Source organism: Prevotella sp. oral taxon 475, assembly GCF_018127805.1.
GTDB lineage: Bacteria > Bacteroidota > Bacteroidia > Bacteroidales > Bacteroidaceae > Prevotella.
Map to the genome: position 1 here is coordinate 2,246,867 of NZ_CP072334.1, position 22,662 is coordinate 2,269,528.

A 22,662-nucleotide genomic window follows, 5' to 3' on the forward strand; every position below is an offset into this window, starting at 1 on the left:
ATGAATCCATCCTCCCATATCAACCCCTGCGCTGCTTGTCCGCAGGCAGCGATGCACAGTTTGCAACGTCGCGGAACGCAGGCCGGTGGCGAACGCTATGTCGTGGCCCTGGCCGGAAACCCCAATACGGGTAAGAGCACTGTCTTCAATGCCCTTACCGGACTGAAACAACACACTGGCAACTGGCCCGGAAAGACGGTGGGAAAGGCTGAGGGCTTCTTCAACTACGAGGCAGAAACCTACCGCATCGTCGATCTTCCCGGCACTTATTCGCTCTCATCCACCTCGGAAGATGAGGAGATAGCCCGCGACTTCATCCTCTTCGGTCAGCCTGACGTCACCGTGATGGTGGCCGACGCTACACGTTTGGAGCGCAACATGAATCTGATTCTCCAAGTGCTGCAAATCACCGACAAGGCCGTGCTCTGCGTCAATCTGCTCGACGAGGCCCAACGTAACCACATCGACATCCATCTCAATGCTCTTTCGCGTCGATTGGGAATCCCTGTCGTGGGCTGTTCAGCTCGTTCGGGGCGAGGCATCGACGAACTGCTGTCGACGATTCGCGCCGTGGTCACGGGCCAGTATGTGTGCCATCCGCACCGTGCCAGTCGACTTCCGGCAGCAACAGCGGAAAAGGTGGCGGTGCTCACGCAACGCGTTCGGCAGACCTATCCCGACCTCTCCAATGCCGAATGGATTGCTTTCCGCCTCATGGAGAATGATCCCAGCGTATGCGAACGCTTCGGCAATGAAACACTCAACGCCCTGGCCGAGGAGATTCACCTCCAAATCAGCAACAACTTTCACGACCAATGGATGGAAGACATCTACGCCCAGGCCGAGGAAATCTGCCACGAGGTGGTGACACAAGCCGGAGAACGAGGCCGACTGCCGCTCGATGTCAAGCTCGACCGCATCCTTACGCATCGCCTCTGGGGCTTTCCGATTATGATTTCCTTGCTGGGCGTGGTGTTTTGGCTCACAATCATCGGCTCGAATTATCCCTCCGACTGGCTCAATCGTCTCCTTGTGGGATTCGTTCATCCTGTCCTGCGCGAGACTTTCGTCGATTTGCACGCGCCATGGTGGGTTACGGGACTCTTCGTCGACGGCATCTACCTCTCCACGGCTTGGGTCGTATCGGTGATGCTACCGCCGATGGCCATCTTCTTTCCGCTTTTCACGCTGCTGGAAGACTTCGGTTATCTGCCGCGTGTGGCTTTTAATCTCGACGAACTCTTCCGCCGTTCGGGTGCACACGGCAAACAAGCCCTGACAATGAGCATGGGATTCGGTTGCAATGCTGCAGGAGTGGTCTCCACACGCATCATTGACAGTCAGCGCGAACGGCTCATTGCCATCCTCACTAACAACTTCTCGCTCTGCAACGGTCGCTGGCCCACGCAGATTCTTTTGGCTACGCTCTTCATCGGGGCCGCCGTTGCACCTCAATACAGTAGCATCGTGGCCTTAGTGGCGGTGATGTGTATCGTGCTTTTGGGTGTTGGAGCGATGTTCGGCAGTTCGTGGCTGCTCTCACGCACGCTTCTTCGCGGCGAGGTGTCTACCTTCCACCTCGAACTTCCGCCCTATCGGCCACCGCAGTTTTGGCAAACGCTCTACACCTCGCTCATCGACCGCACACTCATTGTTCTTTGGCGTGCTGTAGTTTTCGCGGCTCCGGCCGGCGCTATTATCTGGCTTTGCTGCAACATCGAAGTGAGCGGTGTAAGCATTGCCCAGCATCTCATCGGTTGGTTTGAGACGCCTGGTTGGCTCATGGGCCTCAACGGCGTTATCCTTTTGGCTTATCTCCTGGCCATTCCGGCCAACGAAATCGTGATGCCCACCATTCTTATGCTTACCCTTTTGACGCTGGGACAGAGCGATGTGGCTGCGGCAGGCGTACTCATGGAGGGCACCGAAGCACAAACCCGCGAGATTCTGACGATGGGCGGTTGGAATCTACTCACGGCTCTCTGCCTGATGGTATTCTGCTTGCTACATCATCCCTGCTCCACCACCCTCTATACCATTTATAAAGAGACTCACAGCGCGAAGTGGACTACCGTTGCCGCCCTCTTGCCTCTAACCTTGGGCATCGCCGCCACTATGCTCCTCGCCTTTGTATGGCGAATGGTGTGAGAAACAACGATGGCAATTGAGGCCAAATGAAATCCGGCAATACAATCGCGCCAGTACGATTCGATGAAATGAACTCCAGCAGTGCAGTTGTACCGGTATAACAAAAAAGAGAACTGATCGCATGGTGTGCGATCAGTTCTCTTTTTTGTTGATCCTTCGTTTAACCGCCTTATAAGTTTGTGCGGCCCCTTCGTCCTACTCGCCCAACAGTTCCAAAGCCTTTCGAACAGTGTGATTTTCTTCATTCATCACCTGGAAATACTCGCTCATATCCCACAGGTCGCGGGCCACAAGAGCCTTGATTTGATTCTTCACCAGGGGCAACGTGCGTTCCCACTCGGCCTTATCTTTCGGTCGCAGCTTCTGTTGTTCGGCCTCAGCCAGCAACTCGTCCACCAAGCTTTGCGGCACTTCGTATCGCCGATAAAAGTCGGAAAAAGCGGGATAGAGCCGTTTGAGCGTCTTGCGCTGACGGTCTACGTAGCGCAAGGTGGTATTGATGAGGATGCTCTTGGCGGCCAATTGTCGGTGGAAACGAGTGAACTGCGTCGTGTCTAACGGCACGAAATAATCCGGCATGATACCTCCGCCGCCATAAACGGTTCTTCCTCGGCGCAGGGTTTTAAACTTCAGCGAATCAGGCAGATGAATACTATCCGCGCTATAGAGTTCGCCGTGCTGGTATCGGGCATCGATCTCGCGCTCATAGCTGGCTGCATCGCCCTTGGTGTAGGGCTTTTGAATGCATCGACCGGTAGGAGTGTAATAGTGAGCGATGGTGAGACGTATCATACTTCCATCGTTCAACTCGATGGGACGCTGAACCAATCCCTTGCCAAAACTACGCCGCCCCACCACCTCGGCTCGGTCTTGATCTTGCAATGCACCGGTAACAATCTCGGCTGCCGAGGCCGAAAACTCGTTGATCAGCACCACGACGCGCCCCTCGAGCAGGTGTCCGTTGCCATGAGCAAAGAACGCTTCGCGCCGAACACTGCGTCCTTGCGTGTAGACAATGAGATCATCGCGCTGCAAAAACTCGTTCGCCACTTGCACGGCAGCCTGAAGATATCCGCCGCCATTGTCCTGTAGGTCGAGAATCAGGCGGTTGGCACCCTTCGATTGCAGGGTGGAGAGGGCCTGCATGAACTCCTCATAGGTGGTGGCTCCAAAACTGCCGATACGGATATAGCCCACTCCGGGCCGAATCAAATAGGCTGCATCGAGGGTTTTGACGGGGATTTTGTCGCGCGTAACGACGAAGGTGAGCACACCGCCGATACCTCTTCGCAAGATGCCGAGCTTCACTTTCGTTCCCTTTGGTCCGCGCAGACGGCGCACCATCTCGTCGCGCGACATCTTCACGCCGGCAAAAGCCGAGTCGTTCACCATCACAATGCGGTCGCCAGGCAGCACACCCACCTTCTCCGAGGGGCCGTTACTGATGGTCTGAATCACGAGAAGCGTGTCTTGCACGATGTTGAACTGCACGCCGATGCCCTCGAACGAGCCTTGTAACGATTCGGTCATGGCCTTCGTTTCCCGAGCCGAGGTGTAGGTAGAATGCGGATCGAGCTTCTCTAACATGCCTCGAATGGCGTCCTCGGCCAGTTTATTCTCATCCACCGGCTCGACATAGAGACGGCTGATGGCCATCTCCGCTATCTCCAATTTGCGCAACGGACTGTCTTTTCCGGTGTCGACTCGTAGTTGTGCCATGGCCGTTTGCCAGGTCCAAGCGGCAAGAAACGCCAGCATCAAGTGTTTTCTTTTCATTATGTTGTTTAGGTTGAGGGCTGCATCAGGCAGCCTATGAATAGTAATTTCTTTGAATATGGCCCGACGCAAGGGCCCGAAAGCCTTTCTCAAGAACACCTCTCGGCAGGCGGTGCGCACAGAAAGCATCCAACTAAAACAGATCGTCGGTCTCTACGACATCCTCTTCTACGACGAGGTTTTCGATGATGAAATTCTGCCGTTCCATGGTGTTCTTGCCCATATAATACTCCAACAGCTTCTGCACTTGGTCGTTTTTGTGGAGCGTTACCTGTTCGAGCCGCATGTCAGGCCCGATGAAATGAGCGAATTCTTCGGGCGAAATCTCGCCCAGACCTTTGAATCGGGTGATCTCCGGGTCGGGTCCGAGCTCGCGAATAGCCGTCTGTCGCTCCTCGTCGCTGTAACAATAGCGAGTGATGAAGTCGGTTTTGCGTTCGCCTTTGCGTAAAGAGGCATCGGCTTGGGCCAGCACTTGCCGGTCTTTGATTTTCGTTCGGCGGTTGCGCACTCGGAAAAGCGGAGTCTGAAGCACGTACACGTGTCCCTTTTTAATCAGTTCGGGGAAGAATTGCAGAAAGAAAGTGATGATGAGCAGACGGATGTGCATACCGTCAACATCGGCATCGGTAGCTACAATCACCTTATTGTAGCGCAGCGTATCGAGACCTTCCTCGATGTCGAGAGCAGCCTGTAGAAGGTTGAACTCCTCGTTCTCGTAGACCACTTTCTTAGTGAGTCCGAACGAGTTGAGGGGTTTTCCGCGCAGTGAAAACACCGCTTGGGTGTTCACATCTCGACTTTTGGTGATGCTTCCGCTGGCCGAGTCGCCCTCGGTAATAAAGATCGAACTTTGTTCTTTTCGGTCGTTCTTGGCATCGCTGTAATGAATACGGCAGTCGCGCAACTTGCGATTGTGCAGGTTAGCCTTCTTAGCTCGTTCGCGAGCTATCTTCGTTACGCCGGCCATCGCTTTGCGTTCGCGCTCATTCTCATCGATTTTGCGTTTCAATTCTTCAGCAACGTCGGCGTGGATATGGAGATAGTTGTCCACCTCCTTTTTGATAAAGTCGCCCACATATTTGTTAACGCTCTCTCCATCGGGACTCATCGTGAGCGAACCGAGCTTGATTTTGGTCTGACTTTCAAACATCGGCTCTTGAATATTGATGGCGATGGCAGCGACCAGTCCATTTCTGATGTCGCCATATTCATAGTTTTTGCCGAAGAACTCTTTGATGGTTTTGGCGATATGCTCTTTGAACGCACTCTGATGGGTGCCGCCTTGCGTGGTGTGTTGCCCATTTACGAAAGAGTAATACTCCTCTCCGTATTGGTTGGTATGTGTGAAAGCGATCTCAATGTCCTCTCCCTGCATGTGGATGATGGGATAGAGCCCATCATTGGTCATGCGATCGTTGAGCAGATCCTCCAGACCGTTGCGACTGATGATGCGTCTTCCGTTGTAAAGGATGGCCAGTCCGGCATTGAGGTAGGTATAATTGCGCAGCATCGTCTCGACAAACTCAGCCTTGAAACGATAGTTCAAGAAGAGCGTTGCATCGGGTTCGAAGGCGATAAAGGTACCGTTCTCGTCGCCAGAGTCTTCTGTCACGTCGCTGACGAGCTCTCCTCGCTCGAAGATGACACAGCGAACCTTGCCCTCACGGTAAGATCGGGCCTCGAATTTGAGGCTCAATGCGTTGACAGCTTTCAAGCCAACGCCATTCAGGCCGACGCTTTTCTTAAACGCCTTCGAGTCGTATTTGCCGCCGGTGTTGAGCATACTCACGGCCTCAACCAGTTTTCCTTGCGGAATTCCGCGACCGTAGTCGCGCACGCAGACACGCAGTTCGTCTTCGATGTCTACCTCGATGCGTTTTCCGGCGTTCATTTTGAACTCGTCGATCGAGTTGTCCAGCACTTCTTTCAACAGCACATAGATGCCGTCTTCGGCCTGCGAGCCGTCGCCGAGCCGTCCGATGTACATACCAGGACGCGTTCGCACGTGCTCCATGTCGGAGAGATGGCGGATATTTTCTTCGTTATAAATGGCCATGATGAGTAGTTAAGGATGAAAAACGAGAACAGGCGGTGGCTTGGACGCCTACCGTTGCACGTCTGTTTACACAATCGACTTCTTATAACAAGCCCGCCGTTTGTGAATGATGGGGTCGAGAGCCTCCCACTGACTTTGCACTTTCAGGTTGGTTTCCATCTCTACTTGCGTCTCGCCCCATTTGAAACCGTAGGCCTGATAGCGCGGAATGAGATCGGCAAAGAGCAGAGAGTTGACGCCTTTCGAACGATATTCGGGCAGCACGCCCACCAAGAGCAAGTCCACCACCTCGGTTTTGTGCCATTTGATGGCTCTCAGCACGTGCCACCAGCCAAAAGGCAGCAATCGTCCGCGTCGACATTTCTGCAAGGCCCGCGAGAGAGAAGGTATCGTTATGCCCACGCCCACGAGCTTATTGTCTGCGGCCGTATCCTCGATGAGCGTAACGAGGTCCAGATCGGCCATGGGAAAATACATCTTGACATACTGATCGATTTGTCGTTGCGAGAGGTCGGAGAATCCGTAGAGGTGCGAATAAGTGATGTTAATGAGGTCGAAGATACGCTGTCCGTAGCCTCTTTCGAAAACATCTTTCTTGGTGAGCTTTTTGATTTTCAGGCTATAGCGTTGTTGAATCATCGCCGCAATCTTGGCATATTTCTCCGGAACGACATCGGGCACATAGAGTTTGTTTTCGATATAGGTGTTGTCCACCTCATAGCCCTCAAGAGCGGCGATGTGTTGGGGGTAATATTCGTAGTTATAGATGGTGGGCATGGTTCCCAACTGGTCGAAACCCCAGGTGAGCATGCCTTCCGGATCCATATCGGTGAAGCCCAGTGGTCCCACCATCTCGGTCATCCCGTGTGCGCGTCCATAGTCTTCCACGGCTTGTAGCAAAGCGGCCGAGACCTCTTTGTCGTCTATAAAGTCGATCCATCCAAAGCGAACGCTCTTGCGTTGCCACTTTTGATTGGCCCGATGGTTGATGATGGCCGCCACACGCCCCACCAACCGACCCTCTTTATAGGCCAAAAAATACTCTGCCTCGCAGAAGTCGAAAGCTGCATTCTTATCTTTGCTCAGCGTTTTCACTTCATCGCTATAAAGGTTAGGCACATCATAGGCGTTGCCTTGATAAAGGTCGTAGTGCAATTCGATGAACGCTTTCAGGTCGCGCTTCGAACAAACCTTTTTAATTTCTACTGATGACATTCTATATATACAATGTGTTTGGTGCTTGAAACGTGCAAATTTACGATAAATCGGCCACATTTCAAAATAAAACATTGCCTTTCACCCCCGGCCTTTCCTTTTCGTTGGTCGATAGCCACCTATGAATGGAATCTCCCTACTTCTCTCCTTATTTTTCAAAAGCTTAGCTTTTGCATTGCGTTTTCTTAGCTTTTGCATTGCATTCTCTTAGCTTTTGCACGTCAAAAGCTAAGAGATGGAGGAGGAAGGGGGAAAGGAGGCTGTCGTAAGGAGAGGAGGAGTACGTGGGTTGAGATAACCAACCGAATGGGGATGGGCCTGTTTTCACCATCAATGATCTTAAAGGGGAGACGTTGTAGATCGACATGAGCATGATGATACAAAGAAGAAGACTGAGCGCATGGCTCAAAACAGTCTTTCTCATTTCTGTCGGCAACGCAATGATACAAAGAAAAAAGACCGGGTGCATCACTGCAGCCGGCCTCCAAAAAAATTAGAGAGTTATAAAAAAATCAAGTTGTTTCGTTGTTATAAGTACCTGTCTCTGCCCGGCCATCCCTATCTTCTCTGCAGCATAGGCAAGAGCTTTTGCAGGGCAGGAGTTGGTTTTCGCACCTGATGCTATCTTCATATCGACGGAAGAAAAGCCTCGTTTTCGTTTGGCCTCATGCCCGTTTTACTTTTCGTTTTCTTTCCCGTTCACTGCCGGCAGATGATGTTCATCCCCTGTTCCACCGCTTCCATGTTGAGCGGAATGAGGTGATGGTGTCGCTCGGGCAGGGTTTTAAAGAGTGCCTTTTTGAGTCCATCTCTGCTCACCACAGGGCAAACTTTGAGCAATCCGCCCAGGACAATCATGTTGAACACCTTCGGATTTTTCATCTCCGCCGCCTTGTTCATCGCGTCCATGCTATAGATGGCGATGTCGGTGCGGGTGGGTGGACGCATGATTCCATTCCCATCGTATATCAGGATGCCGCCCGGTTTCACCTTGGGTTCGAACTTATCGAGCGAGGGTTGGTTGAGAACGATGGCCACATCATATTTGCTCAAGATGGGCGAAGAGATGCGTTGATCGCTCACAATCACGGTCACGTTGGCCGTTCCGCCACGTTGCTCGGGGCCATAGGCCGGCATCCAGGTCACCTCTTGGCCTTCCATCAGTCCCGAATAGGCGAGAATCTTTCCCATCGAGAGCACCCCTTGACCGCCGAATCCGGCAATGATGATTTCTTGTTTCATTCTTTTGTGGTGTCCTTTAAGTCGCCTTTGGAGTAATGGTCGAACAGGTTTTCCTGCATCCAACGATTGGCTTGGACGGGCGTCATCTTCCAACCGCTGTTACAAGTAGAGACGATTTCGATCAGGGAAGAGCCCTTTCCGGCCATGGAAGCTTCGAAAGCTTTTCGCATGGCACGCTTGGCTTTGTTAATAGAGGCCACCGTGTCGACGCTCTGACGGGTGACATAGCACGTGCCTTGAAGCCTTGTGGCAAGGTCGGTGATGTCAAGCGGGTAGCCATGCAGCTGTGGGTCGCGCCCCGAGGGGCATGTGGCTGTGGGCTGATCGAGAAGCGTTGTGGCCGACATTTGTCCTCCTGTCATACCGTAGATGGCGTTGTTGACAAAGATGATGACGATGTTGTCGCCACGATTCAGCGAGTGAATGGTCTCACAAGTGCCGATGCAGGCCAAGTCTCCATCGCCTTGATAGGTGAAAACCAGTCGGTCGTTCCACAGTCTTTTCACGGCTGCGGCCAAGGCCGGAGCCCGTCCGTGGGGCGCTTCTTGCCAGTCGATGTCGAGATAACGATAGGCAAACACGGCGCAACCAACGGGACAGATGCCCACCGTTTTTTCTTCCATACCCATCTCTGCCACCACTTCTGCAATGAGTTTGTGCACCACTCCGTGCGAACAACCCGGGCAATAGTGCATCGTGGTGTCGTTCATCAACGCGGGTTTGGCATAAACCAAATTGTCGGGATGGATGATTTCTGTCGCCATTAGAACTTCTCCTTCATTGCATTTACGATTTCCTCGGGCTCGGGAACGATGCCTCCCAGTCTACCGAAGTGTTCCACTCGCTCGCGTCCGTTTACTGCCAGGCGCACGTCTTCTATCATCTGTCCGGCGTTGATCTCTACAACGAGTACGCCTTTCCTTCCTTCTGCGGCGGCGTTGAGGGCCTTTGTGGGGAACGGCCACAAGGTGATGGGGCGAAAAAGGCCTACTTTCAGTCCTTCTTCCCGGGCCAATTCGATGGCTTTTTCTGCGATGCGCGAGGCACTTCCGAAAGAAACGATGATGTATTCGGCATCCTCCAGTTGTTGCGTGTCAAAGCGCACCTCGTTGTTTTTGATGCATTCGTATTTCGCTTGCAGAGCCAGATTGCGCTGTTCCATCACCTCTGGTTTGAGCTCCAACGAAGTGATGATGTTGGGACGACGGTCTTTCGTTCGACCGGTTGTTGCCCACGGACATTCTTTTCGTATCTCTTCCTCCGTTCTACGAGGCTTCATCGGCGGTAGGATCACCTTTTCCATCATCTGTCCAATCACCCCATCGCTCAAGATCATGGCGGGATTGCGATACTTAAAAGATAAGGTGAAAGCCAGATCGACGAAGTCTGCCATCTCCTGAACTGAGTTCGGGGCCAGCACAATGACATTGTAGTCACCGTTTCCACCACCTCTTGTCGACTGAAAATAGTCGCCTTGAGAGGGTTGAATCGTACCTAATCCCGGGCCACCTCTCTGCACATTGACAATCAATCCGGGGATTTCGGCTCCTGCCATGTAAGAGATGCCTTCCTGCATCAGGGCTACGCCGGGGGATGAAGACGAGGTCATGACTTTCTTTCCCGAACCTCCGCCGCCGTAAAGCATGTTGATCGATGCCACTTCGCTCTCTGCTTGCAACACCACCATTCCCGTTGTTTCCCACGGTTTCAGGGCGGCCAGCGTCTCGATAATCTCACTTTGAGGAGTGATGGGATAGCCAAAGTATCCGTCTACACCACAACGAACCGCCGCATGGGCTATCGCTTCATTGCCTTTCATGAGGCTTACGTCTTGTTCTGTCATTGTGTTTCACTCCTTCACTTTCATCCGATAAACGGTGATACAACCGTCCGGACACACTGTTCCGCATGCTGCGCAACCTACACATTGTTCTTTTCGAACAGCTTCGGCATACGCATATCCACTTGCATTCACCTTTTTCTGAGCCAGTTCCAGCACTTCATACGGGCAGGCTACAACGCAAAGGTCGCAGCCTTTGCACCTGTCTGTGTCGATAACAACGGCTCCTTTTATCTTATTCATCTTGTTCTTGCTCTGAGAGAAAGTGCCTTTGCCCGTATAAAAGGGCCATTCGGGCGATGCATCCTCCCGTTAAGGATTGCGCGAATCCTTGTCGTAATAGTTCAGAATATCGTTGATCATCTGCTTAGCATGCACCGCCGGACTGTCTGCGTCGAGTTCAATGGCTTCCGAGTAACATTCTAATGCTTTCTGCCAATTGCCCTGTCGGCGATATTCATTGCCTTGCTCGTAATACTCTTCACTGCTCATTGTATGTAGGCCGATCGGTGGAGAGCAGTTCAAGGCTCCTCTCACGCCCGTTCCTTACTAATAATAAGTGTGTTTGGCAGCTGCCAATGTGTTGGTCATCAGCGAGCAAATGGTCATTGGCCCCACACCTCCGGGAACCGGAGTGATGAATGAACACTTGGCTGCCACCTCGTTATACTTCACGTCTCCGTTGAGTCGGAATCCTCCTTTATGACTTTTGTCTTCCACACGGGTTGTTCCCACGTCGATGACAACGGCTCCTTCTTTCACCATGTCTGCCGTAACAAAGTTGGGTTGACCGATGGCGGCGATGAGAATATCGGCTTCGCGGCACTCTTCTTTCAGCGATGGCGAATGAGAATGGCAGATCGTGACTGTGGCATCTCCGTATTGCTTCTGCAACATCAGCTGAGCCATAGGTTTTCCTACGATGTTGCTCCTACCGAGAACGACGCATTTCTTTCCCGAAGTCTTAATGCCGTATCGCTGAAGCAGCGTGATGATGCCCAGCGGCGTTGCGGAAATAAAACACGGAAGACCGATAGCCATCCTTCCAACATTGATGGGATGAAAGCCGTCTACATCTTTTCGGTAGTCGATGGCTTCGATGATCTTCTGTTCATCGATATGTTTGGGCAGAGGCAACTGCACGATAAAACCATCCACATCTTCGTCTTGGTTGAGCCGATGCACGCAGTTGAGCAGCTCGGCCTCGGTGATATCGGCCTCGAATCTTATCAAAGAAGACTTGAAACCGCACTGCTCGCAGGCAATCACTTTGTTTTTGACATACGTCTCCGACCCACCGTCGTGCCCCACCAGCACTGCTGCCAGGTGAGGTTGCTTCTTTCCGTCGGCCATGAGGCGTCTCACTTCTTCCGCTATCTCTGCCTTGATGGCAGCAGCGGTGGCCTTTCCGTCGATCAACTGCATGTTTTCTTTTCTGATTTAGAGTTGAGGCATACCGGGCATTCCTTTCATTTTGCCCATCATACCGGCCATTTTGGCCATGCTATTACCTGTGACCATCTTCATCATCTTGCGAGTCTGGTCAAATTGTTTTATCAATCGGTTCACCTCTTGCAGACTTGTGCCGCTACCTTTAGCGATACGCTGTCGCCTGCTACTGTTGAGGATCTCGGGAGAGGTACGCTCTTTGGGAGTCATACTCTTGATGATGGCCTCTATCCCCTTAAAGGCATCATCGTTGATGTCCACATCTTTGATGGCTTTTCCCACGCCCGGTATCATCGAAGCCAAGTCTTTGAGGTTTCCCATCTTCTTGATTTGCTCGATTTGACCGAGAAAATCGTTGAAGTCGAACTTGTTTTTCTGAATCTTCTTTTGCAGACGGCGTGCCTCTTCCTCGTCAAACTGTTCTTGAGCACGTTCTACCAGCGAGACGATGTCGCCCATTCCGAGGATGCGGTCGGCCATACGAGCGGGGTGGAACACGTCGATGGCTTCCATCTTCTCGCCCGTCCCGACAAATTTGATGGGCTTGGCCACTACGGTGCGTATGCTCAGAGCGGCTCCACCGCGTGTATCGCCGTCGAGCTTGGTGAGCACTACGCCATTGATATCCAATCGTTCGTTGAATTCGCGTGCTGTATTCACCGCGTCCTGACCCGTCATAGCATCGACCACAAACAGTGTTTCGTCGGGCGTGACAGCCTGCTTCAATCGGAAGATCTCGTCCATCATCTCCTCGTCCACCGCCAAACGGCCTGCCGTATCGATAATCACGACATCGTTTCCTTTGGCTTTGGCTTCACGGATAGCGTTGTGGGCAATCTCTATCACGTTTTTGTTGTCGGGCTCGCTATAAACCGGCACACCCACCTGTGCAGCAACTACGTCCAACTGATCGATGGCGGCCGGACGATACACGTCGCACGCCACCAACAAGGGTTTTCTGTTCTGCTTGTTTTTCAGCAGATTGGCGAGTTTTCCGCTAAAGGTTGTCTTTCCCGAACCTTGAAGTCCAGACATCAAAATGATGGCGGGGCGACTGGTCAGATTCAGATCTACGCTCTCGCCGCCCATGAGTTCGGCCAGTTCGTCGTGAACAATCTTCACCATCAACTGCCCCGGTTTCACGGCCGTGAGCACATTCATGCCCAGGGCTTTCTGCTTAACGGTGTCGGTAAAGCTCTTGGCCACCTTATAATTAACGTCGGCATCGAGCAACGCGCGGCGGACATCCTTAAGGGTCTCCGCAACGTTTATCTCGGTGATCTTTCCTTCACCTTTCAGTATTTTGAAAGACCTTTCCAGTCGGTCGCTCAAATTCTCGAACATATAGAATGTGCTTTCTTGTCTTTATATTGTAGTGGTGCAAAGATAAGGATAAATGGACCAAACTATCCTTCTCGGCGTTTAGTTTTAAGAGATTTTAAATACTATTTTACAGATTCTGCTCATCCTGCTGTGCTCTGTGCAGAGATTTGCAAGGGGATGGCTTCTTTCGCGGTCTGACAAGAGGGCGGGGAGGAATGAAAATCGACTCCTTCTGTCCTCTTGTTTTCCGCATCATGAGCGGTTGGAGTCTGGAGATGGTTTTGCCGAGAACGGGGGTTCTTTTTAGTCTTTCTAAAGGATTGATGATCAAGCTCTTACAAACCCGTTTACAAAAGCTAAGAAAACGAGGTGCAAAAGCTAAGAAAACGCACGGCGAAAGCTAAGAAAATGGATTGCAAAAGCTTAGCTTTTAAGTAGTAAGGAGAGAAAGAGTAAGGAGTAAGGAGAGAGGTAGTAAGTAGTAAGGAGGGGAGAAGGAGGGTGTAAGATGAGGAGGAGTAAGTAATAAGGAGAGGAGAAGTAGGGAGTAAGAGGAGAAGGAGAGGAGGAGTAAGGAGGGGAGAAGAAAGTCTGTCGAGACAGTCAATTCATCCCGTCAAAATGGTTGATAATTCCAGATCAACGTAAAAATACTCACTTGTAGGTATTTCTAAAACAAACAATATTCGTAATTTTGCACCGAAAATGTACAAAAAAAAGAATTCGAACATGAATATCAACTTTTCTCTTTCTCCTCCGTTTTCTCTTCTTACCGTGAAGAGAGTGTTCTTATTGCTGCTTCCGCTTCTCGTTTGTGCTTGTAATCAAGAAATCGTAGGCAGGCTGCCACAAATCAATCCGGGGGTTATTGAACTCTCCGCCACTCAACCCGAAGGGTATTTTCAAGTATCTCCGCGCGACTATGAAATGTGTCTATTTAGCGTGACTCCTAATGAAGGAGGGAAAATGGAAGAGTGTAATGTTTACGACAAACTGGGAAAAGGAACGCCGGTTGTTGTGGAGTTTCCTGCTGGATATAAGGCTACGATATATAGTAAGGATAAAAGACTGGTAAAAATCGACCTGGGCTTTATGATGATAGAGAAAGTGGGTAGAGGCAAATATCGAGTGGAAAGGGTGCCCAATTCTAAGGTAAAATATCCCTTTACTGCGATGTTTGGATTCATGGAAGATGGTATTTCAAGTGCAACAATCATATTTAAATAAAAAGAATGAGTATGAAAAAAATATTTTTATTTTTGTCCTTTTCGGTTCTTCTTCTCGCTTGTAGCAAGGATGAACCCAACAATCGGAAGACTGGTGATCAAGGAAATGTCACCACAGGACAGTCTGTTTTTCAGGTGAACAAAGAAGATATAGAGAAGGTGGTGACTGCCTTTTTGAAGCAACCGGCGTCTTCAAGACAAACAGGGGCTGTGCCAACAATCGTTGCCATCGACTCGTTGAAAACCGGAGAAGAACTTTCAAGGAATGCAAAAGGGGGATATTTCCCTCAAAATCTTTTGTATTTCGCCCGGTTGACGGATGGGTCTACCGTTGTATTGGCTGCCGACAAGCGGGCAGAACCTGTGTATGCGCATTTCAACAACTTGGAGTTGAAGTTCGACAAGAATGGGCGTCTCACCGCACAAGCCGATATGCCGGAGCCTTGGCTCTTTCTGATCGGTACGGCAGCAGCATCTGTTTTAGACAAAGTGGAGACGAAAACCACGATTAATACGCATTGGGATGTATCGAAGACGAGAGCTTCTTCTGCCGACGACGAAGTGCAACCCTCTAAATGTAGCGTGACTTGGGGACAGGGCTATCCGCTCAACATGCTGTCGCCGGCCTCTAATGGAACGTATACAGACCGGGGAAGGGCTGCCGCCGGCTGCGTTCCTATTGCCATAGCACAGGCTCTCACGGTGTTGAAGGCCGATTTTACCGTGTTTAAGGGATATGAACTGAAGACCTCTTGGGCCAGTTTGAAAACGAAGAAAACGAACACGGCGTTTTGGAATCAAGATGAAAAGGACGATATGGCCCATATTGTGAAACGGATTGCAGAACATATCGGCGTATCATATCAAGACAATGGGAGTGCCGGAGCCTATACGAAAAGGGCCATGGACTTCTTTCTCCGCTATTTGGGAGGTGCGTATGGACGCGACGAAAACTGGGACAATGTGGCACCCAACATGAAGGATAACTCTCATGGTCTTTCATTTTTGGCGGGTCCCGAACAAAGCAATGGCTCGCTTTGGAAGAAACTGGGACTCCCCATCTCGGAGACCTCGGAACATTGTATGCTGCTGGATGGATATATAAAGAAGAATGGCGAAACGCTCTTTTATGTGAATTTTGGATGGAGTGGCAAAGGTAATGGTTACTATCTCTGCGATCACAAAATGTGGAAAGAGAACTCGCAGGGACAATATGACGTACAGATGCAGGTGTATAACTTCCATCTGGATACCGATTACGACGATTTCTAAACCCCGGTTGCAAGACAAACGATGGGTCGACAACCCAAAAAGAACCCCGTCGAAGCAGTGCTTCGACGGGGTATTTCTTTTTGTTTAATGCTGTCGACTCGTGGCATCACGGTAGGAGAAACTTCTTTTTCTCGCCGCAATAAGATGCCCTACCGAAACGGGACGACTCCATGTTGTTCCATAAAAAAAGGGCTCCGCTGAGCCCCACAATCTTTAATTAACCTTAAATCTAATACTATGAAAAACACGTAGCAAAGATACGGATTCTTGACTATTGATCCAAATAAAACGAATGAGTGAGGCTTGTTTTTATATTTTATTACACCTACGCATTCGTTTTTTAATTTATTTACACGTTAAGTTTCTCCCTGCAAGGGGTGTCTCAAGCGTATCTAGAGCCTGACGGATGTCGGCGAGGATGTCTTCCGGATCTTCTATACCGACGGAGAGCCGGATCAGATCGGGTGCAACGCCGGCTTCGCGCAGCTGTTCGTCGGAGAGTTGGCGGTGGGTATGACTGGCTGGGTGCAGCACACAGGTGCGAGCGTCGGCCACATGGGTAACAATGGCGATGAGCTTCAGGGCGTCCATCCACTTGATAGCTGTTTCTCGATTGCCTTTCAGACCAAAAGAAAGCACTCCGCACGAGCCATTGGGCAGATATTTCTGTGCTTTTTCATAGTTGACATCCTCTTTTAAGCCGCTGTAACGCACCCAGGCCACACGCGGATGGGCCTGAAGAAACTCTGCTACCGCCTGTGCATTGCGGCAGTGTTGCGGCATACGCAGGTGTAATGTCTCGAGGCCGAGGTTGAGAAGGAAAGAGTTTTGTGGAGCAGGGATAGAGCCTAAGTCGCGCATGAGTTGTGCCACCATCTTGGTGATATAGGCCATCTTGCCAAACGTTTGGGTGTAGGCGATGCCGTGATAGGAGGCATCGGGGGTACAGAGCCCGGGATAGCGTTCGGCGTGTGCTTCCCAGTTGAAGTTGCCACTGTCTACAACGACACCGCCAACAGCTGCAGCATGTCCGTCCATATATTTTGTAGTAGAATGCGTTACGATGTCGCAGCCCCAACGAAAAGGATTGCAGTTGATGGGTGTGGCAAAGGTATTGTCGACAATCAGCGGTACGCCGTTGCGGTGTGCCAAACGGGCGAACTTCTCAATATCGAGCACGGCGCAACTGGGATTCGAGATCGTCTCGCCGAACAACGCTTTGGTGTTGGGTTGAAAGGCAGCTTGCAGTTCTTCTTCATCGGCATCGGGAGCGACAAAGGTGCAGCTGATGCCCAATTTCTTGAGCGTAACGCCAAAGAGATTAAAGGTTCCGCCGTATATTTCGCTTGAGGCGACGATGTGATCGCCGGCCTCGCAGAGATTGAAGATGGCATAAAAGTTGGCTGCTTGCCCGCTCGACGTGAGCACAGCTCCCACCCCACCCTCAAGGGCAGCTATCTTTCGGGCCACGGCATCGTTAGTGGGATTTTGCAGTCGGCTATAGAAATAGCCCTCTTTCTTTAAATCGAAGAGCATCGCCATTTCTTCTGAATTATCATATTTAAAGGTGGTGCTTTGAATGATGGGCAGCACGCGAGGCTCACCATTCTTGGGTTCCCAGCCGCCTTGTACGCATAATGTCGATTTTTTCATTGTTGTTGATCTGTTGTTTATTCTTTTTGCTTTCGTCTATCGATGAATCTTTCCAAACAATTGTTTCGTTCGATGGTCCTATGACATCCTCATGACAACGACTAACCCTGTTGCGATGATGGCGGCAAAAGCACGGCTCCCTCGCTCTTCATCCCGTCCATCAAGATGCGCAGGGGCTGCGGGAAACGAACGTGCCGCACATGATCGGTCTCTTCAACGGCAGGCATGGCATCGAGAAGAGATTTGTGAAAGAGTCCGTCGCCGGTGTTACCGTCTACGGTGAAATAGCCCACCCCGAAGCTGGTGAGGTTTTGAAAGAAGTGCGTTCCTTGACTCGGGTCTACGCGATAGTTCTTCAAGGCCACCTCTACAATGAGTCGGGCGGCACTGATGTGAGGCCATTTCACGGGGATGCCGAGCCAGAAATCGCTCGAACCCCAACGCCCCGGTCCGACGAGAATATAATTAGTGCCGGCCTCGAGGAAGCGTTGGTTGAGACGTTCCACCTCGTTGGCCACGCTGTAATTATCTGCGGCCGAGAAGTTTTCGTCGTATTTCACATACACGACATCGGTCACATCGTCGCTGACGCCATGCCCCAGCGAGTTGTGCGACCTGATGAGACAAGCCTCATCGGGAATGCCGGCCACGTCTTCGTCGAGCATCTGCTTCGAGTCGACAATGGGACGGATTTGCAGAAGATTGAATTCGCCCGTTCGGTCGGCATTCACGTTGCAGGCGAACTCGATTTCCACGGGTCTCTTCATCGCCTCCTCGCCATAGCGCATGGCCATCTGCATGAGTTCGGGAAGCGGAAAGACGCCCTGCTGAAGCACGCCGCAGAAGGAGATGATCTTTCGTCCGCCGTCGTAAAGTCCGGGGCGTATCACCTGGTCGGAAGCATCGTAGGTGGAAGCCATAAAAGTCAGCGAGCCGTCGTTCTCGGCCTCCTTCACCTTGAAAGGAAGAAGATTAAAACCATCGTCCACCTGAAAATCGTTCTCAACGTGCGCCATGTCGAGGGCATAGAATTGTGTTTGCGTCTCGCGCAGAGCCGTCTCCAGTTCGCTCGTTTGCAGCACCTGGTGGGGGTGATACGGACTCACGCGCAGCGTCTGACCGCCATCCACGATATATTTTCCCAGTCCCAGGGCCAGATTAGCAATGCCATCTTCGGCCTGTTCGTCGCCCACGGGATAATAATTGATGGAACGTAGCACACCGCTGATATTGGGATAGAATCGGTCTTCATACCGCTTACCTACTACCGCCTGGAGGATGACAGCCATTTTCTCTTGATCGATGACGTTGCTCGTGGCCGACATATAGGCTTTCGAATCCTTATAGAACACCGAGGCATAAACGCTCTTGATGGCTGCTACGACCATCCGCAGCATCACCTCGCGGTCTTCGTTATATGGAATCATGTAGGTGCTGTAGATACCGGCGAAAGGCTGATAGTGGGCATCCTCGAGCAACGAACTCGATCGCACTGCTATCGGCGTTTTCGTAGCCTCGAAGAAGGTGAGAAAGTCTGGCGCGAGCGCATCGGGCAACTGTGCTCGCAAGAAATGTTCGAGAATCTCTTCGTCGCTGGCATCGCTCAAGGCCACTTGATAGAGATTGTTTTGCTCCATAAACTGATCGAAGAAATCGGTGCACAGCACCACCGTTTTGGGAATGTGCACCTTAACGCCGGGAAATCGATTGAATTCGGGATGCCGCTTGATGACGTTGTCGAGAAACGCCAGTCCGCGTCCTTTCCCACCCAGCGAACCCTCTCCGATACGAGCGAAGTGGGCATAGCGGTCGAACTTCATTCGGTCGAACACCGCCACGACACCGATATTCTTCATGTGGCGATAGCGCACAATGGCGTCGAAGATGATTTGTCGATGCGCATCTACATCTTGCAGTTTGCGCCACGTTACCTCCTTCAGGAAAGCCGAAACGGGAAAGATGCCGCGCGCCGAGAGCCATCGGCTCATGTGGTTTCGCCGGATGTGGTAGAGCATCGAGTCGTAGGGAATCTTGAAAATACTGTCTTGCAGTTCTTTGAGCGAAGCCACTCTGGCCACCTCCTCGTGGGTTTGGGGATTGCGGAAGATGAAGTCGCCGAATCCCATGTGTTCTTCCATGAGTCGGCGCAGATCGAGGCTCATCTTCTTCGAGTTTTTATCCACGAACCGAAAGCCCTCTGCCTCGGCCTTCGCGCGATTCTCTGCCTCGGCACTCTCTAAGATCAGCGGAACATATTCGTCGCGCTTCCGAATCTCGCGCAGCAGCTTCAGTCCCGCCTCAGCATCTTTCCTCCCGTCCTTGGGAAACCTTACGTCGCTGATCACACCCAGCAGATTGTCGTGATAACGGTCATAAAACGCCATCGCCTCCTCATACGTTCGGGCCAGCACCACCTTAGGTCGCCCGCGCATCCTAAGCGTAGCAGCGTGACGATTCAAAGCCTCGGTGCTGATGCGTTTGCTCTGTGCCAAGATAAAGCTATAGAGATTGGGGAGGATGGAAGAATAGAACCGAATACTATCTTCCACCAGCAGAATCATCTGAACGCCGGCCTCGCGAATATCGTGTTCCACGTTCATTTTGTCTTCGATGAGTTTGATGATCGATAGGATCAGATTCGTATTGCCGAGCCAGCAGAAGACGTAATCGAAAATACTCAAGTCTTCGTTTTCCATTCTTTTGGTGATACCGTGCGAGAAAGGTGTCAGCACCACGCAAGGGATGTCGGGGAATTTATTTTTCACGGCATGGGCCACGGCAAAGGCATCGTTATCCGCATTGCCCGGCATACAGATCACGAGGTCGACGTTCATACTCTGCAACACCGTCTCGGCCTCTTCGATGGTGCTCACCTGACGGAACGTGGGCGGATAGCGCAATCCCAGCTCCACGTACTCGCCATAAATCTTCTCATCGATGCGTCCATCGTCCTCCAGCATAAAGGCATCATAGGGATTTGCCACGATGAGAACGTTGTAGATGCGTCGTTTCATCAGGTCGATGAAGGTCACATCTTTGAGCAGGATGTCATTCCATTGCTGTGGGATTTTGCTGTCCATGCCAAGTTGATTTTTCAGAAGTAGAACCTCACGCCGCCCAGAAGACTCAGGCGCACGAAGCCGAAGATTCCAGTGCTACGGGAGTAGTAATTGCTCTCTCCGGGGAAAATGAGCGTCAGCGAATTGGCCTCCAGGCCCAATCCGACGTGTTCCGTCAGCCGATATTCCGCGCCCACGTGCGACTGAAAGGCCAGACCCGATCCGCTCTGTCGCTCCCTCCGTTCCTCCATGCGATAGTAAGAGAAACCGATGCCCAAGCCCGCATAGAAATTCCATCGCCGAGGTGTACGCAGACTGTAGGAGGCCATCGGAACGACACTCCACTCATCGAGTGTGGTGATGCCGTCGAACGAAGTGTTCGAATAAGTAACGGCCAAGCCCGCGCCGATGCCCGCTTTCCAGTAGTGGAACATAGCAGCCGACACATCTCCGGCCCAATGCAGCTGATGACTACCCGTCCAGGTGTCCACCTCCGAAACGATCAGCGAGGCCCCCGCGCTCAGTCGCACCACCTCATACGCCCTACGCAGCCCCTGCCAGCTGTTGCCTTCCCGTCCAACGCCCCGTTTGGCGAGAGACACCTGTGCAGGGAGGGCCTCCGCCTTTGTCGAAACAGCAGTCACAGGAGCTGCCACCCGTTCCTCGCGGGTTTCTCCCCGAACCGGCAACGCCCAAACGGCGAAGCTCCAAGCAAAGATCATGGAGAGAGGAATCAAATTCAATTTCTTCATTGCTATTCTTATTAGTGATGGCTGCAAATATAGAAAAAACCGGGCGGAATGCCACTGCTCCCGTCCGATTTTCTTTCTGCCACCGTCTGCCCCTTAGCCCTGCGGTTCAGATCAGTCCTAGCAGTCGTAAGATCGTCGGAGTGAGCAGTGCCGTAAAGATACCGTTGAGGGTAATGCCCAAACTGGCAAAGGCCCCATACTTATTACTCACGCTCATGGCCGTAGACGCCCCCACGGCATGCGAAGCCGCCCCCATCGACAAGCCTTGCGCTATCGGACTGTTGATATGTCCCAGGGCCAGCGTCTTAAATCCGATGATGGCCCCCAAAATCCCGGTGATCACCACCACGGCAGCCGTGAGCGAGGGGATGCCCCCTAAGGCTTCGGTCACTTCCATGGCAATCGGTGTCGTAACCGATTTACTGGCCATTGAGATGACCACCACTTTCGACGCTCCGCAGATTTGGGCAATCATCACCACGCTCACGATGCCCACCAAGCAACCCACGAGCTGTGAGAGCACAATGGGGAACCATAGTTTTTTGATGGCTTCAAACTGTAAGTAGAGCGGAACGCCCAGAGCCACGACGGCGGGTTTGAGCCAAAAGTCGATGAGACGGCCGCTCTCTTCGAATGTTTCGAAAGACACACCCGTGAGCTTCAGATAAGCAATGAGCAGAACGATCGCCACGAGGATGGGATTGAGCAACACCCAGCCCTTGCGGTACTGCAACCGTCGCACATAATAGAAAACGGCAAACGTAAGGGCAAGAATGATATATTGATTAGCAAAAATTTCCATCATCGTGCCTCCTGCTCTCTTTTGTGCTCCTTCCGCTTGTGGCGGGCGATGTGCAACTCTAAGATCTTCCGCTCAGTCTTAATCACCAACTGATGCATATGCCCGGTCACCACCAACACCAGCACGGTGCTGCCCACGGTGGCGGCGACGATGGGCCACAGCTCGCGGCCGATGACGTCGAGATAGAGCATCAAGGCCACGCCCGGCGGAACGAAGAAGAACCCCAGGTTGGCCAAGAGAAACTGCGAGAGTTTTTCGACCCACTCCAGTTTGACGATGCCCATTTTCAGAAAGCTGGCCAGAAGCAGCATCCCGATGATGCTCGAAGGCAACTTGATGCCGGTGGCCCACACAATCACTTCGCCCAGGGCCAGACAGCCGAAGATGATAAAAAACTGTTTTGCCATTCCAATCCTCTGTTGTTTGCGATATATATAATAAGGTGTAACCTTTACCCCTCGATTTTCCTTCCACTCGTGCTTGCAGCATCTCTTCTGCTTGCGTTTTCGGGTGATGCCATGCAAAGGTAAGCCTTTTCTCACGGGCCGACAAGCATTCGCACTGAAAACTCTCCGCCTCTTCTGCAAGATCCTGCTCATCGAAAGCCGATCCACTTACTTCCGCGCGGCGCGGAAGTAGGTGGACAGACTGTGGAGTAGGTTCCGCGCCGCGCAGAAGCAGGTGCGCAGACTGTGGAGTAGGTTCTGCGCGGCGCGGAAGCGGGTGCGCAGACTGCGGAGTAGGTTTTGCAAGTTGCGGAAGCAGGTGCGCAGACTGTGGAATAGGTTTTGCAAGTTGCAGAAGCGGGTGCGCAGACTGCGGAATAGGTTTTGCAAGTTGCGGAAG

At 51.8% G+C, this 22,662-nt stretch carries 19 protein-coding genes; 3 read left to right on the forward strand and 16 right to left on the reverse strand.

Annotation, left to right across the window (positions count from 1 at the left end):
* Positions 1-2,148, forward strand: coding sequence for a ferrous iron transport protein B (gene feoB / locus J5A66_RS08880; RefSeq protein ID WP_211790262.1), 2,148 nt, complete (start codon positions 1-3; stop codon positions 2,146-2,148).
* A 195-nt stretch (positions 2,149-2,343) separates the two neighbouring features.
* On the opposite strand, the gene J5A66_RS08885 is transcribed toward feoB, so the two are convergent.
* The 10 genes from J5A66_RS08885 to ffh all read right to left on the reverse strand — a co-directional run bounded on the left by J5A66_RS08885 (position 2,344) and on the right by ffh (position 13,073).
* The gene (locus J5A66_RS08885) at positions 2,344-3,867 is read right to left on the reverse strand and encodes a S41 family peptidase (protein WP_211791494.1); all 1,524 of its coding nucleotides are present in this window, start codon (positions 3,865-3,867) and stop codon (positions 2,344-2,346) included.
* A 190-nt stretch (positions 3,868-4,057) separates the two neighbouring features.
* The gene (locus J5A66_RS08890) at positions 4,058-5,983 is read right to left on the reverse strand and encodes a DNA topoisomerase IV subunit B (protein WP_211790263.1); all 1,926 of its coding nucleotides are present in this window, start codon (positions 5,981-5,983) and stop codon (positions 4,058-4,060) included.
* A gap of 66 nt (positions 5,984-6,049) precedes the next feature.
* A complete protein-coding gene (locus tag J5A66_RS08895) occupies positions 6,050-7,198 on the reverse strand; it encodes an N-acetyltransferase (RefSeq protein WP_211790264.1) in 1,149 nt (382 codons plus the stop codon).
* 699 nt (positions 7,199-7,897) lie between these two features.
* Positions 7,898-8,440: a 2-oxoacid:acceptor oxidoreductase family protein gene (locus J5A66_RS08900; RefSeq protein ID WP_211790265.1), complete on the reverse strand. Its 543-nt coding sequence runs from the start codon at positions 8,438-8,440 to the stop codon at positions 7,898-7,900.
* Positions 8,437-9,204, reverse strand: coding sequence for a thiamine pyrophosphate-dependent enzyme (locus J5A66_RS08905; protein WP_211790266.1), 768 nt, complete (start codon positions 9,202-9,204; stop codon positions 8,437-8,439). The genes J5A66_RS08900 and J5A66_RS08905 overlap by 4 nt, the downstream gene beginning before the upstream one ends.
* Positions 9,204-10,283 carry a 3-methyl-2-oxobutanoate dehydrogenase subunit VorB gene (locus J5A66_RS08910; protein ID WP_211790267.1) on the reverse strand — a complete coding sequence of 360 codons (1,080 nt, stop codon included), beginning with the start codon at positions 10,281-10,283 and terminating at the stop codon, positions 9,204-9,206. Before J5A66_RS08910 ends, J5A66_RS08905 begins: the two co-directional genes overlap by 1 nt.
* A gap of 6 nt (positions 10,284-10,289) precedes the next feature.
* Complete coding sequence (locus tag J5A66_RS08915) at positions 10,290-10,523, reverse strand: ferredoxin family protein (protein WP_211790268.1); 234 nt, start codon at positions 10,521-10,523, stop codon at positions 10,290-10,292.
* Between the two features lie 69 nt (positions 10,524-10,592).
* A complete protein-coding gene (locus J5A66_RS08920) occupies positions 10,593-10,772 on the reverse strand; it encodes a tetratricopeptide repeat protein (protein WP_211790269.1) in 180 nt (59 codons plus the stop codon).
* A 57-nt stretch (positions 10,773-10,829) separates the two neighbouring features.
* Entirely contained in the window at positions 10,830-11,705 is an 876-nt protein-coding gene (folD, locus tag J5A66_RS08925) for a bifunctional methylenetetrahydrofolate dehydrogenase/methenyltetrahydrofolate cyclohydrolase FolD (protein WP_211790270.1), read from the reverse strand.
* 15 nt (positions 11,706-11,720) lie between these two features.
* Positions 11,721-13,073, reverse strand: coding sequence for a signal recognition particle protein (gene ffh, locus J5A66_RS08930; RefSeq protein WP_211790271.1), 1,353 nt, complete (start codon positions 13,071-13,073; stop codon positions 11,721-11,723).
* A gap of 708 nt (positions 13,074-13,781) precedes the next feature.
* On the opposite strand from ffh, the gene J5A66_RS08935 reads away from it, so the two are divergent.
* Together J5A66_RS08935 and J5A66_RS08940 are read left to right on the forward strand one after the other, a co-directional pair.
* Complete coding sequence (locus tag J5A66_RS08935; RefSeq protein ID WP_211790272.1) at positions 13,782-14,279, forward strand: hypothetical protein; 498 nt, start codon at positions 13,782-13,784, stop codon at positions 14,277-14,279.
* A gap of 11 nt (positions 14,280-14,290) precedes the next feature.
* Positions 14,291-15,550, forward strand: a complete 1,260-nt coding sequence (locus tag J5A66_RS08940) for a C10 family peptidase (RefSeq protein WP_211790273.1) — start codon at positions 14,291-14,293, stop codon at positions 15,548-15,550.
* A gap of 345 nt (positions 15,551-15,895) precedes the next feature.
* On the opposite strand, the gene J5A66_RS08945 is transcribed toward J5A66_RS08940, so the two are convergent.
* The 6 genes from J5A66_RS08945 to J5A66_RS08970 all read right to left on the reverse strand — a co-directional run bounded on the left by J5A66_RS08945 (position 15,896) and on the right by J5A66_RS08970 (position 22,652).
* Positions 15,896-17,203 (reverse strand): O-acetylhomoserine aminocarboxypropyltransferase/cysteine synthase family protein, encoded by a 1,308-nt coding sequence (locus J5A66_RS08945; RefSeq protein ID WP_211790274.1) that lies wholly within the window; start codon positions 17,201-17,203, stop codon positions 15,896-15,898.
* A gap of 101 nt (positions 17,204-17,304) precedes the next feature.
* Entirely contained in the window at positions 17,305-20,283 is a 2,979-nt protein-coding gene (locus J5A66_RS08950) for a PEP/pyruvate-binding domain-containing protein (protein ID WP_211790275.1), read from the reverse strand.
* Between the two features lie 14 nt (positions 20,284-20,297).
* On the reverse strand, positions 20,298-21,014 hold the full coding sequence (locus J5A66_RS08955; protein WP_211790276.1) for an acyloxyacyl hydrolase: 717 nt from the start codon (positions 21,012-21,014) through the stop codon (positions 20,298-20,300).
* A 106-nt stretch (positions 21,015-21,120) separates the two neighbouring features.
* Positions 21,121-21,819, reverse strand: a complete 699-nt coding sequence (locus J5A66_RS08960) for an LrgB family protein (RefSeq protein WP_211790277.1) — start codon at positions 21,817-21,819, stop codon at positions 21,121-21,123.
* On the reverse strand, positions 21,816-22,223 hold the full coding sequence (locus J5A66_RS08965) for a CidA/LrgA family protein (RefSeq protein ID WP_211790278.1): 408 nt from the start codon (positions 22,221-22,223) through the stop codon (positions 21,816-21,818). Before J5A66_RS08965 ends, J5A66_RS08960 begins: the two co-directional genes overlap by 4 nt.
* Before the next feature lie 207 nt (positions 22,224-22,430).
* Positions 22,431-22,652: a hypothetical protein gene (locus tag J5A66_RS08970; protein ID WP_211790279.1), complete on the reverse strand. Its 222-nt coding sequence runs from the start codon at positions 22,650-22,652 to the stop codon at positions 22,431-22,433.
* Positions 22,653-22,662 lie beyond the last annotated feature (10 nt).